General features: G+C 54.7%; 10 protein-coding genes and 1 pseudogene. 5 read left to right on the top strand and 6 right to left on the bottom strand.

What is annotated here, in order from left to right:
* The first annotated feature begins 283 nt into the window (after nt 1-283).
* Nucleotides 284-2,095: a methyl-accepting chemotaxis protein gene (locus WM40_RS02895; protein ID WP_036012889.1), complete on the top strand. Its 1,812-nt coding sequence runs from the start codon at nt 284-286 to the stop codon at nt 2,093-2,095.
* An 18-nt stretch (nt 2,096-2,113) separates the two neighbouring features.
* Here WM40_RS02895 and WM40_RS02890 read toward each other — a convergent pair whose 3' ends face one another.
* Entirely contained in the window at nt 2,114-2,842 is a 729-nt protein-coding gene (locus tag WM40_RS02890) for a class I SAM-dependent methyltransferase (protein WP_024905597.1), read from the bottom strand.
* 402 nt (nt 2,843-3,244) lie between these two features.
* On the opposite strand from WM40_RS02890, the gene WM40_RS02885 reads away from it, so the two are divergent.
* Nucleotides 3,245-3,844 (top strand): LysE family translocator, encoded by a 600-nt coding sequence (locus WM40_RS02885; RefSeq protein WP_236693356.1) that lies wholly within the window; start codon nt 3,245-3,247, stop codon nt 3,842-3,844.
* A gap of 287 nt (nt 3,845-4,131) precedes the next feature.
* On the opposite strand, the gene WM40_RS27635 is transcribed toward WM40_RS02885, so the two are convergent.
* Nucleotides 4,132-7,098, bottom strand: a complete 2,967-nt coding sequence (locus WM40_RS27635) for a hypothetical protein (RefSeq protein ID WP_157685685.1) — start codon at nt 7,096-7,098, stop codon at nt 4,132-4,134.
* Between the two features lie 280 nt (nt 7,099-7,378).
* Between WM40_RS27635 and WM40_RS32725 the strand changes: the two are divergent.
* Nucleotides 7,379-7,677 (top strand): annotated as a pseudogene (locus WM40_RS32725) (DDE-type integrase/transposase/recombinase); the annotation flags it as partial.
* A gap of 203 nt (nt 7,678-7,880) precedes the next feature.
* Here WM40_RS32725 and WM40_RS02865 read toward each other — a convergent pair.
* Entirely contained in the window at nt 7,881-8,732 is an 852-nt protein-coding gene (locus WM40_RS02865) for a MipA/OmpV family protein (RefSeq protein WP_024905592.1), read from the bottom strand.
* Nucleotides 8,733-9,354: 622 nt separating this feature from the next.
* Between WM40_RS02865 and WM40_RS02860 the strand changes: the two genes are divergently transcribed.
* The gene (locus WM40_RS02860) at nt 9,355-10,533 is read left to right on the top strand and encodes an acyltransferase family protein (RefSeq protein WP_052738141.1); all 1,179 of its coding nucleotides are present in this window, start codon (nt 9,355-9,357) and stop codon (nt 10,531-10,533) included.
* A 202-nt stretch (nt 10,534-10,735) separates the two neighbouring features.
* On the top strand, nt 10,736-11,260 hold the full coding sequence (locus tag WM40_RS02855) for a P-loop nucleotide/nucleoside kinase family protein (protein WP_024905590.1): 525 nt from the start codon (nt 10,736-10,738) through the stop codon (nt 11,258-11,260).
* 65 nt (nt 11,261-11,325) lie between these two features.
* Here WM40_RS02855 and WM40_RS02850 read toward each other — a convergent pair whose 3' ends face one another.
* The 3 genes from WM40_RS02850 to WM40_RS02840 all read right to left on the bottom strand — a co-directional run bounded on the left by WM40_RS02850 (nt 11,326) and on the right by WM40_RS02840 (nt 12,999).
* The gene (locus WM40_RS02850) at nt 11,326-11,565 is read right to left on the bottom strand and encodes a winged helix-turn-helix transcriptional regulator (protein WP_052738140.1); all 240 of its coding nucleotides are present in this window, start codon (nt 11,563-11,565) and stop codon (nt 11,326-11,328) included.
* A 142-nt stretch (nt 11,566-11,707) separates the two neighbouring features.
* Nucleotides 11,708-12,685 (bottom strand): amidohydrolase family protein, encoded by a 978-nt coding sequence (locus WM40_RS02845; RefSeq protein ID WP_046152091.1) that lies wholly within the window; start codon nt 12,683-12,685, stop codon nt 11,708-11,710.
* A 14-nt stretch (nt 12,686-12,699) separates the two neighbouring features.
* On the bottom strand, nt 12,700-12,999 hold the full coding sequence (locus WM40_RS02840; RefSeq protein WP_157685684.1) for a Rossmann-fold NAD(P)-binding domain-containing protein: 300 nt from the start codon (nt 12,997-12,999) through the stop codon (nt 12,700-12,702).
* Between the last annotated feature and the right edge of the window lie 54 nt (nt 13,000-13,053).

The raw sequence follows: 13,053 nt of genomic DNA, 5'->3' as shown, positions 1-13,053 counted from the left end.
ATATTGGGAATCGGCATGGCTCGTTCTTCCGCGAAAAGCACGGTGTCCCAGATTTTTGAGATAAGTAAAACCCCTTATTTTTCAGCTACCCGAACAACGGCACAGTGCTCGACAAAATGCGGATCGCATCAACGCGAAGAGTCGTCTCTGCCGATCACCCTTAATTTCTCCTTTTTTCTGCCGTAATCCGTGGCGGTGAATCTGAAGCCAGGGTTTGGGTCGTGCCGTAATGTCGCGGCAGAAGCCCCAATTCGCGCAACGCCTTTTAATTTTTCACGGAAACATGATTTCCTCACTCAGAACCCGCATCCTGATCATTTCCTCTGCCATCGTCATCGGAGCGCTCTCGCTCTCGGGCGCAACGGCCTACCTCACGGTACGCGCCAACATAATGGAGACGATCGCGCATAGCTTGACGGCCCTGGCCGGCGCCAATGCGCTCGCTATCGACAAATGGGTGGCTGCCAAGACCCAGGCCGTGAAAGTCACGGCAGAGGAGGTCGAGCACGGCGATCCGCGAGGTCTGGTCAAGCATATGAGTGCCGCCGATGGTTTTCCGATAACCACTGTTGGGTGGAGCGACAAGACGTTTTTCTCGACGAGCAGCACCACACCCAAAGACTACGACCCAACTGCGCGTCCTTGGTACAAAGCTGCCATCGCGGCTGGTACGGTGATGGTCACGAAGCCGTACGGCGACTCGTCGACGGGGGTGCCCTACGTATCTTTTTCCGCGCCGCTGATGCGTAATGGTGAAGCGACCGGTGCATTGAGCGGTGCCGTGCCGCTCGAAGGTGTGCGCGAAGTGGTGACTGCAGTGCATCCGACTCCCTCAAGCCTTGCATTCGTCGTGGCGCGCGATGGACAAATCATCGCGCATCCGGATGCAAGCTTGATTCTGAAGCAGGCCTCCACTATCTCGCCTGCGCTTACGCCGGATGCACTCGCTTCGCTCGCGCAGGGGGGCGCGCCGATGGAAGTCGATCTGGGCGGTGCCGCGAAACTCCTCAAGGCGCAGCCGGTGCAGGGTACCGACTGGTATCTGGTGATCGCGCTAGACAAGGCGGAGGCAACGACAGGTCTTACCAATGTCCTCAAAGCGCTCGGGGTGTCGATGGTATTGCTGACGTTGGTGGCGGTGGGCATTGCCGCGTTCTTTACCGCGCACTCGTTTCGCAGCCTCTCTCAAGTGCGCGATGCCATGGATACCATTGGCTCCGGCAGTGGCGATCTTACGCATCGCTTACCGGTGGTCGGCCGTGACGAGGTGTCACAGATTTCCGCGTCGTTCAATGCGTTCGTCGACAAGATCGGCGCCGTGCTTCTGGACGTGCGCGCCGGCGTCGAGAACATGAAAACCGCGACCAATGAAATCGAAGCGGGCAATCGCGATCTGTCGCAACGTACGGAGACGTCGGCCTCCAATCTGCAGAATACGTCGGCGGCCCTCACGCAGTTGACCGCCAGCGTCAGGCTGTCGGCTGATTCCGCGGTGGAGGCCACGCGGCTGGCCACCTCGGCGAGCCACGCGGCGGCGCGCGGAGGGGAAGTCGTGACGAGCGCGGTTGCCACGATGGAAGACATTGCCCGGTCGTCGGCGCGTATTACTGAGATTATTGGCGTGATCGACAGTATCGCGTTTCAGACCAACATTCTCGCGCTGAACGCGGCAGTCGAAGCGGCACGGGCTGGGGAGAACGGCCGTGGTTTCGCCGTGGTGGCGGGAGAAGTGCGTACGCTGGCGCAGCGGTGCGCCACCGCCGCCCGCGAGATCAAAGACCTGATCAAGGCCTCCGAGACCAGTGTCAATACGGGTGCGCAGCGCGTTCAGGCGGCCGGCGTGGCGATGCAAGAGATTGTCGCGGGGATCGATCGGGTCAATCGCGTCATTGGAGAAATCGACGGTGCAATGCGCGAGCAGAGCGCGGGCATTGGTCAGATCGACCGCAGTGTCGCCGAGATGGATCAAGCGACACAGCAAAACGCCGCGCTTGTCGAGCAGTCAACCGCTGCTTCGGCGACGTTGAACGAGCAGGCGCATGGATTGTCCGGCATCGTGGCGTTGTTCCATTTGCGCCAATCCGATACGGTTTGATCTGAACGCAAAGGCCGATCAGGTAGCGGCGGACACGATCAACATCATGGGGCGCTCCCGTTCCTCGATCAACTGGGGCATCTCTTTAATCTGTTCGGGTGTTGGCGCAAACTCCTCGACCCGGCGAATGTTAAAGCCCGCGTTGATCAGCGCATTCAATGTCGTACCGAGTGTTCTGTGATACTTCAGAACGCCGTCGGCAAACCAGTTTGTCCGGCGTTCGCCCTCGATCGAATAGTCATTGACTGGCCAGGTCTTGCGACCTGCGTCGTCGTTGATCCAGCGTGCATGGGTCGACGCCATGAAGATTGGATGTTCGATGGTAAAAACGAACCGCGCACCGGGAACAAGTGCGCGATGAATCACGTGTACGAGGCGATCAAAATCCTGGATGTAGTGCAGAGTCAGCGCGCTGTATGCGAGATCGAACGCTTTTTCGGGAAGATCCAGCGCATCGAGATCGGCAATACGATACGTGATGGCCGCGTCTGCCGTATTCGCAATGGCGTGCGCGATCATATTCGCAGATAGATCTAGTCCGAGGACGGAAGCCGCGCCCTGAGCCCGCATCCATCGCGATGCCCAGCCAAAGCCACACCCCAGATCGACGACGCGCTTGCCTTTCAGATCGGGCAGCAAGGTCTGGATCGCCCGCCATTCGGGGGCGGCATCCAGCCCATGCACCTGCCGGGGAAGCTGGCTGTAGCCAGAGAAGAACGTGGGGTCGTCGTAAATATTCTGCGCCATGTGTTGTCACCGGACGGTAGAGAGCGAGGCTTGCCGCAACAACCCGTGTTGCATGAACGGTCGTTTCAACCTCCCCTTGCAATACGTCAATAGCGGATGGTATACGACCTGACGGATTGTGATCACTCGCGCGTTGGATCCATGACGAAGGTACGTGACACCTGAATCTAAAAGATTGCTTTACTAAATCCGCATTACACAAACGCACGACACCGCGGCATTCGCGATCGACCGTTCTGATGAAAGCAGGGCAGAGTGTGCTGTCAATTATTGGCTGAATTGTACCGGTACTGTACTTGAAGGAGTCGCTACAATCAGAGTTCCAATTGCAGCCATGTGCTCATGGCCGACTGTTGATCGAAACTGCCACAGCGTGATGCCTTTATGCTTCAAGACACCTTGATGAGTGCTCTCCCCGCCGCGATGTTATTCGTGCTGGTAACGTCGATTACGCCGGGACCGAACAATATGATGTTGTTGGCTTCAGGCATCAACTTTGGTCTTCGGCGCACGATGCCGCATATGGTAGGGATTAGTCTGGGCGTGTCAGTCATGATGCTGGGTGTCGGCTTCGGGCTGGGGAAGATGTTCACGCGCTTTCCTATTCTTTATCCCCTGCTCGAAGCAGGCAGTGTCGTCTATCTGCTGTACCTGGCCTGGAAGATTGGAACGTCCGGGCAGATAGAAACGCGAAAGGGCACGTCACGTCCCATGCGTTGCTACGAAGGCATGGCCTTCCAATTGATCAACCCGAAAGCGTGGATGATGGTCCTGACGGCCGCCACGACCTTGCATCTGAGCAACGACGTCGATATCAATGCACGATACATGGCGCTCGTGTTTTGTCTTATTGGCTTTCCATGCATCTTCTTGTGGGCTGCATTCGGTACCGCGATGCGGCGTGTACTGTCGCGTCCGAGCTGGGTAAGGACGTTCAATATCGTCATGGCGCTGGCCCTGGTGGTAACGCTTTATCCGGTGGTGTTGAAGCTGCTGGCGTAGTTTGCGCGGGGGAGGGACATGATGAACACGCGCATCCGGTCAACCGTGTGCAGTCGGCCGGGACCGGATCTTCGTCTCTTCACGCGGTAGGCCATCAGCCTTCATCTCCCGCACCGCGCGCGGTGCAAGGCAGCATGCATGACCATCGAACCAGAGCCGTCCGGATGCCTGGCTGCAATCAAGACCTTTGAACCACCGCAACATGAAGCTTGGCAAACCAGGGGCGCCCATGCATGACAATGCCCGTTGCGACCAAGGCAAGACCTTGTCCATTTCGACCCGGAACACTAGGCTTCGTAATAAAATTTATGTGATTCATAAGTTTCAGGATCGAATAAATAATTCATGTAATCTTCAACGGAGTACGGGGGGATGTAATCGCCATCCTTATCACTTTCGCTAATAGGTGCGATTGTTTCCAAGACATATTCCTTTCCTTCTTCCCCCTTCCAGTGTGACTTGATAAAATCTCGCTCATCAACGCGAGCGCATGAGTCTTTGCCTCCAATGTAGGGGTCTATAATCAGTCTTTTACCTTCGTGCTGAACGGTGAGATATACGTGATATGCGCCAGACCATCTTTCCTCTGATTCATCTTCAGGATGGAGAACGATTTCTTTCCCGCCCTCTTTTTGTTTAATAGCTCTCACTTCCAATTTATCCTGGACGTCTTTCCATATTTCATTGTCTTTTCTGATTAATTTAAGTAATTCCTGTACCTTGACGTCACAAGTTGGAAATCGTTCGACTCCGTCTTCGAATAATTTTTGTTTATTCCGAAGTCTACTGATAATAAAAGCTGAATTTTCTTCTTTATGGCCGTTCAAGCCGACCGTGCGAATGTTCTGCAGCCGTTCGCTGATACGCTCCCTGAAGAATTTCCCATCTCTGAAGCGCAGGATGATGTTGCTCCCATCGCTTTGGCGGATGGCAAAGCGATTTTCATTAAAGTGCGTGACCTTTATGTAGCTTCCGTCCACCTTAAGATACGCGTTGTTTTGCATGTCCCAGTTAAGACCATGTGCGTCGGGAGCGGAAAGCCGCGCGGACTGAATGTCGCTGGCAAGCATAGCGGGGGTAACCAGCTGTTTGACCTCTTTCGAGACTTGTGGCGCGCTATCGGCTTCAAAGCGCCAGCGTGCGCCATCGAACGCGACGGGCAGACCGACTTCACCTGCGCCCGAGGGGTCGACGACTTCGTAATGCAGACCATGCCCGGGTGTTGTGCGTTGTGTGACAGGCACTAACTTGCCATCCATCTCAACGAAAGTGCCATAGCTGTAATGCGAAGTATCGTCTCTCTTTTCCGCACGATAAATCGCCCCGCTGCCGTAATAGCCCGCGTTGTTGTTGGGTGATGGAATGTAGTAGACGTCATCGTCGCGCGCGCGGCACACCCGTTCAAGCAAGGCTTTCTGCTCGCGCGTAAAAACGGGTTGTGCGTTCTCAACCGCAATATGCCACGTGCCCGATAGCGGCTCCATATACACCGGGAGCAAGCTCACTTCGCCCGATGCCCGGCGTACAACGATCTCGTATTGGTTGTCGGCATTGCGTAGCAAGTCGTAGTGCTCTCCGTGTAGCGATATCTGGCGCTTACCCTCGCGGATATCGACGTTCAGTTCGCGGGTATCGAAGTCGTCCGAGTAACGCCAACGCATGGTTTTCTCGTCCACTACGACGCGCCGTTCCAGCAGTTCCGGCCTCTGAGCATGCGGGTGATAAGTCAAATATTCGTTCTTGCGGCCGGATGGCTTGAGAAATACCTCGTTGCCGGAACCGTCGCCTATCGCGTCGCGCCCGGGTGCGACGCGCAGCAGGATCTCGCGACGTATGCCGGTAGCCGGATCGCGCGTAAAGTAGGCCGCGTTTCTGTCCGCAGGCAGCGTATGCCGCAGCTCCGCAGGCTTGGCTTTTCGTGGCATGGCTTTGCGTGCCAGCGTGAGCCCGTCGATGTCGAGCGAAGTCGACAAACTCGCAATGCTCAGGTGCTTGTAGCGTTCGGCACAGATTACGTCTCCTCGAGACTGGTAGTACTCGCTCCGCTTTGCATTGGCGATGATGCTCGTTATGAGTGGCTTGATGCCAAAGCTCAGCAGGTCAGTGGCGATGTTCAGGCCGTTTGCCGCCCCGCGTATCTCTGGAGATGGGCCGCCGTCGTGCCCGTCATAGAGGCGGCGGAAGTAGTTCTCGGTGCGCTGCGCCTCGTATAGCAGGACTTTCCCCTCTTTCTCGCCGTTGGCGTTTAGCACTTCTTCTTCAATGGCGCAATGTGCTGCGATATGCCGGACGATGTCCTCATCGATCTTGCTTTGCGCAAGGCGCTTCACGCGTGGAGGCCCATCGGGCGGTGTTTCCATTGGTACGATCAGCAACGGCACGCCACTCGATAAGGTCTTCAGGGAAAATTCGAAGTCTTCCGCATCGCGTATGTCCAACCAGCCATTCTGCACGAGTGCTTGTTTCAGAGAGCGAATGAGATCGCCTTTCTCCCGTTCGTCGCGAATAATGCGCATATTGTTGATGATCGTGGCGGTTTCTTGTGTGCCGTCAGAATGCGCGGATGGCGCTGGCATTGCGCTAGCACCTGGGAGAAGCCACGAATCGAGGTAGCGTGTTTCCGCATCGACGGATGGCGTCAGGATATGAGCGGCGGCCGACACGGGAGGTATCACACGAGCGGGCGAGGACAGTGAGGCCTCGCTATGCATGCATGTTGGGACGTCCTGGGGGCCACAGTCAGCGTCTGGCGACTGCCGCACCTGACTGAGCAGCAGCATCAGGCGCACGGCCGTCGTCATGGCATCCGGGCGGGCGTTGTTCAAGGCGACCGGGGATCGAGTGACGGTTTCCGTTGTCTGATTGATATGTGAAAGCTCCGCGGCGAACAGGCGAATATCGTCGGGCAGTCCCTGTCGGATGCGCTGATGGCTCTCACATATCGCGTGCGCCGGCCTGTACTCGTGGCGGCCCGCGTTCGTTCTGTGCTGCATGGCATCGACTGGCATAGCTATCCTATGGATTTGATGAACCGCCCCGGCGTTCTCCGGGGCAACGGAGTCCGCATCAACCGTATCCGTCGCGTTTTGTGGAGAAGCGTTCGATATCGGCTGGCAGGCATTTGATCGGCATCTGTACGGCAAGTGGCTTTTCGCCGCGACACTGATCTCACTGTCTTTCGAGCGCCGCGTCTGCGCCCATGTCTTATAGTTCATGTAAGACATGTTTTCAAATACGGTTACCGGATACATCATGCGGCACGCTGGTTACCGCCCGAGTTATTTCTACCCTAGGCTAGGTGCGAGCGGAGTCATCGGTCTATAGAGAAGCGATCGTTGCGAGCGCGGCGACTACCGTTGCGTTGGCGCTTGCACCGAATGTGCTTGTCGGCGATTTAGCAAAATGCGCGTTTATCGAGTGGGGCGACGTCACACGAGGGCATGGTCATGCATGGACGTCCTTGGTTTGCCAAGCTTCATGTTGCAGTGGTTCAGAGGTCTCGATTGCAGCCAGGTATCCGGACGGCTCTGGTTCGATGGTCATGCTGCCTTGCACCGCGCGGTGCGGGAGAGTAGGCCGATGGTCTACCGCGGGAAGAGACGAAGATCCGGTCTTCGAAGTACCTGAATAATTAGATTGAGCAGGACCATCGAAATGTCAAGTCGCGAAAGAATGTGATGCCCGGCTTCCAACGCTTCAGAAATGCCATGGCCACGATGTCAGACATCGAAATGATGGATCGCATTCGTAAAGTTCAGTTCGATCTCGCGAAGCTCGGCCTCAGAAATGCCGTCGAGACTGATGTATGGAATGTGATCTTCTTTGATCGATAAAATGTCCGACTTATAAGAAACATTTCAACGATTTTACTTATTTGCACTGGAACCCGCCGTGGCAGGTTCTGTCGTGCGCGCAACATCTCAGAACGCAGTCTTTTTTGGCCAAGTTCTTGCGCCATGCGGGAGCCTGGCCGGTTTGGTTTTTTGTAAAGCGTCAGTGATTGCAAGTGCGTGCGCACCCGACCCCAGCCGTCGATTCAAAAACGATAGCCGAGATACGCACCAAGGCTCACCGGTGTACGGGTCCCGACAATCGGGCTGTCACTAATCTTGTTTGGCAGATAAGAGACGCTTGCGCGTGCTCCCACATTCCAGTGTTTCGATAATTGATAGTCCCCGCCCACGCCAAAACTGACATCCGCGATGCCCGCACCCGGTGAGTACTGCGCGTACCCGGAATTGGCGCTTTGTGTCGCGCTGATACCATAAAAGGTCTTGTTCGACTGTGCGCTCGCCCAGGTAATGCTCGGACCGGCATGGAGTGAGAATTTCGACGTCACGGGATACTTTCCCTCCGCACCCAAGTGAACCTGTGTTCCTTGGTCCTTGCCGCCGATATCGGTTGTCACCGATGCTGTGACGGCCCACCAATCCTTGGTGTATCGACCAAACAGGGTTGCATGGGCGGTTCGATCAATATCACCGAGACCGTGAAGCTTCTCCGAATCATCCGATACTTTCCGGGGACTGAAGAAGTCATACGAAATCGCTATCCCTGCTTGCCAGTGGGCATCTCGGTAAAAATAGGCGCCAATGCCGAAGGGAACCGTCGGGGCGCCGTCGTAGGCGCCGATAAAGAAGCGATTGTAGCTGGCGTTGAACACCGGGGCGACTCTCGTCTTCTTGTCACTTGCACCAGGATAAGTTGGCGAGGTCATTACACCAGCACCAAGAGCAAAAGACCACTGATTACTAAACGCCTGCCCATTGGTTGACTGGGATTCATTGGCATCTTCCGATTGCGCGATCGCATTTGTACAGAAGAGAGCTAGCAATGAAGCAGCAGAGATTGTGCCGATACGAAACGCGTTGTAGCGAATGAAATCCATTTTTTCGGGAAAGAAATCGCTGCATTAAGACATGCTTGACAGAGGGCATCAAGCAACTCGAGTACCAGTCGAAGAAACCGGCCCTGGGTAAAGGGCGCGCCATGCGGTGATAGGCAATGCGTGGTCGGATAGGCATTCTTGCCCGCAGCTCGCATTGTTTACATGCCATAAAATCGCATTGACTTCGCCACGCAGGTCGACTTCCGCAAGGAGGGTCCGATCGAATGCGGTACCAAAGAAGGTGCGTATTAGGTTCGAGAAAACGCCGTTGGGTGATACGACCGTTTCTGCCTGATGGCACTGTTTCTTCCATGAAAAAGCACTTATCAATGCTTTGACATGCTTTTCATTATGAAATGGGATAGACAGCTAGGTCAAAGATTATTGCGTTACAAGCGGGCCAGGACCGTTACCGTGCCTTCCCGTCCGTCAGGCAACAGCAAATCGACGTCGAGCGCACTCATATCTTCGATGATATTTTTACTGTACCATCGAAAAGAATGTTGTCAGTCGCGAGAACGATCAAGGTGCAATTAGCATCGATATTGTAATTATTTTGCTTGGTTTTTTTGAGAGATAAGGCGACAAGAATTCATCTGTTCCAGAAAATAGGAATATAAAAATGACGGGAAGCATGCTGCGCACTACATTCGAAGATCGATTGATAGCCACGGGTGGACGCCCTGCGGGATTTGATTATCTGCGGATCAGCTTGGCTGTTTTCGTTATCTTTTTTCACAGCTTCGATTTGTGCGCAGGGTACAACGTGATGTTTCACGATGCGCATGGTATCTTTCGGCCGCTTGACGCCGCGGTACTCCCGATGTTTTTCTCGTTAAGCGGTTTTCTCGTGGCAGGGAGCCTGGAACGAAGCAAGACGCTGATTTCGTTTCTTGGTCTGCGTGTTATTCGCTTGGTTCCTGCTTTACTTGTCGAGACCGTCCTTTGTGCTTTCATCATCGGATCAATATTCACTGATCTATCCTTGTCACACTATTTTTCCAATCCTGAATTCGCGCGCTACTTTCTCAATATCATAGGGGATATTCACTTTTTTCTTCCAGGCGTCTTTTCTAGCAACCCTTTCCCGCATGTCGTGAACGGGCAGTTGTGGACCATTCCCTGGGAGCTTAAATGTTATATCTCGATTGCTCTTCTCTCACTTATTGGGGCAACACGTAAAAAAGGTGTGTTCCTCGCCCTTGTTCTGTCTGCGAATTTCATCCTGATAATCCACCATTATTTTTTCAGTCACAACCTCGCGGACCATTCAATCGCGGATGGTTCAGTGAGTGGCGAGCGGTTGGTATTTTCGTTCCTTTATGGAATCTTGTTCTATGTCTACCGTTCAAAAGTAATTTGGAATAAGTATTTGTTCGTGGCGATTGCTGTCGCGATCCTTGTCGGTAGCTCGATGCCGTTGGCATTCTGGGGAGACTCGGTGACACCGGGGTTGTTTGCTTACGTAACCGTGTACTTGGGTTTGCTTGAACCTCAGCGTTTGAAAATCATCTCCTCAGGTGATTATTCTTACGGGATGTACTTGTATGGGTTTCCGATTGAGCAAGCTATCATTGCAACGCTAGGCAAGGGCGGAATGCATTGGTATGTCGTTTTCCCGCTTGCGATATGCATCTCCGCGGTGTTGGCATATTTCTCCTGGCATGCAATCGAAAAACACGCGAGCCATCTGCGTCCCTGGTTGTTTGGGTTTGAAAAACGAGTAGTGGCAAGGTTGGCCGATTTTCGTCGGACCAGGTTGGCGGGAGGTTCTGGTGTAGACACCGCACGGAGGGAGTGAATGCGGAGAGCGATTACGGGTTTATCCACGCCTGATTAGCATGCATTGCCAACGCGCATAAGGGCATGTCAAGCGAACAAGTCGTTAAGCGAATGCCTTGCAAATGTTTGTTACTCAAACAGACCGGCTTATTGGACAGACTTGGTCCCATTATTGAAAATTAGTTCAAATTGGACGAACGTAAAGATTGTAGAGATGTCTGATGCTCGTTACATTAAGTGGGCTGCCCGCGACTGGAAAGACGACACTTGCGCGGGGTCTTGCCAGGAAAATCGCAGCCGCCTATGTGCGGATCGACACGCTTGAGCAGGCCTTTATCGCATCCGGTAACGGTTCTCCCGACATCGGACCGGCTGGGTATATGGCAGGATATGCAATAGCCCGTGATAATTTACACTTAGGGATCGACGTTGTCGCGGATGCTGCAAATCTACTGGATGTTACACGACGTGCCTGGAGGGCAGTGGCGCACGCAACAGGTGTCCGGCATATTGAAGTCGAACTGGTATGTTCCGATAAAGCGCTGCATCGTGAAAGGGTCGAGCAGCGAGTCGCCAATATTTCCAATCACGCTTTGCCTACGTGGCAGAGCGTGATTGACCGCCCGTGTGACGTCTGGGATGTAGATCATCTGGTGATTGACACAGCAAAAACAACAGTCGACATGGCGATTGAAAGCGTGATCCAGACCCTCTCTTTACCGTCTGGTCATTACCGTGCGCGATGAGTTGTTCCCGGCCGTTTAGGGTTGCCGTGCCGGAAGCGCGCCGATTCTCATATCGTCCGCGGTTCTTATCTAGCGCCGCCGACGGTTGCGTTGTCATACGCCGTCTGGGCAGCGGAAACGGTATCCATGTTCGATTCCGCCCAATGTGCCAAAACAGTGACACTCTCAATCAGGGTGCCACCCAAATGCGTCAGTGTGTACTCGACCGTGATCGGCTTGGCCTGGAAAACGGTGCGCTCCACCAGCCCGTCACGCTTCAGTCTTTTCAGTGTTTGGGCAAGCATCTTTTGCGTGATCGATCCCATATCGATTTCTTTAAGAAACACACGGTGGCGTCTTCAGCAGGTCATGCGTCTTTCACAAGATCGCGCTTCCGCCGCGGATGGGTCAATCCGTGTCTGCCAAAGCGGGTGAGGTTTCGTAGCAGTCGTAAATCGCGAATGCTTTTTACTTTTTGTCAGTCAGTTGCATCCAATTACCATGTGCAAATGCGGCTTTTTCGTGTTCCGCGAGCCCGCAATGCGCCAAAAACCGTCGGGCGTCATGGCCGGGACGATATTGGTAAGGAAAGTCGGTTGAGAACAGCAGCCGATCAACGCCGACAACCGCAGCGGCACGCTCCAGGTAATGCGGCAGAAACATCCCGCTCGCCGTGACGTAAAGATTTTTCCGCAAGTAGCTCGCGATCGGTTGGGCCAGTTCGGATACCCTGTCCATTGCTGCCAGACGTTCAGCGTAGAAAAGCACCACCTCCCCCCAATGACCGAGAATGACCTGAAGTTCCGGCATGCGATCGAACGTGCCGGCGAGCACGAGACGAAGGAATTGAACGCCCGCGTCATAGTGCCAGCCGAGGCCATAGGTGGCGAAAGCCGCGTCAAGCTCCGGGGTGAAGCCCGAGTAGTAAGCGGCTCTCACTGCGGCATCAGGCACGCGGGGATGGATCAGTATTGGCATGCTTAGCGATTGCGCCATGTGGAATATAGGGGACAGGCTCGGGTCGTCGAGATGGCGCGCGCCGACTTTTCCGCACAACACCGTCCCCTTGAAGCCCAATGTCTTGACGCAGCGCTCCAGTTCGAGAGCCGCCTCGTCCGGCATGGACACGGGTAATGTGGCCATGGCCTGAAAGCGTGTAGGATGGTGCGCAACCACTTCGGCAAGCGCGTCGTTGGTTCGCTGGGCGATATCGATGCTTTCCCGTCCAAGGTCGTGAAGCGCTGGGGTCGTCAATGACAAGACCTGAATGTCCAGTCCGGTTTCGTCCATCAGCGCGAGTCGATCTCCCGCGAGATCAAGCAGGCGCCCTTCGATCGAGCCGGAATGAAACGCCACGCTCGGATCTGTCGTATCCAAGGCGAGGGCGTGCCAAGCGTCGCGAATTTCTGACGTCAGAAAATGTTCTTCAATTCCGATCAGTTTCATGGCTGAGTCTCTGATTACCAGGGCAAGGTGTGAATTATGGGATCGCGGTACACGAGCCCCGGTTTTCCCGATAAACGGGCATGGAGTGCCGTGATCTGTTCGTCTTCAAAGAGGTCGACGGTCTCGACCTCGACGCGGCCTGGGTTCTGTTCGGCCAGGTCATCATGCGGTGTTGTCCGGTCGCCGACCGGACGCGTGGTGCCCGCGACGTGCCACGCCTTTTTCACGCGTTCAGCAGCCATGCCGTGCCCGAGTTCACACGATGCACCGATGAGCAGGATCGCGTGGGCGTTATGGCCGTTTCCGTATTTCATCAAGGTTCTTTTAGATTGGATTGCCTTGATTTTCGTGCGGGAAGACGCATTGCA

Origin of the sequence: Robbsia andropogonis (genome assembly GCF_000970345.1) — a bacterium.
GTDB classification, from domain to species: Bacteria; Pseudomonadota; Gammaproteobacteria; order Burkholderiales; family Burkholderiaceae; genus Robbsia; species Robbsia andropogonis.
Note: the sequence above shows the minus strand (reverse complement) of the source record. Positions and strands in the feature narration are given on the sequence as shown.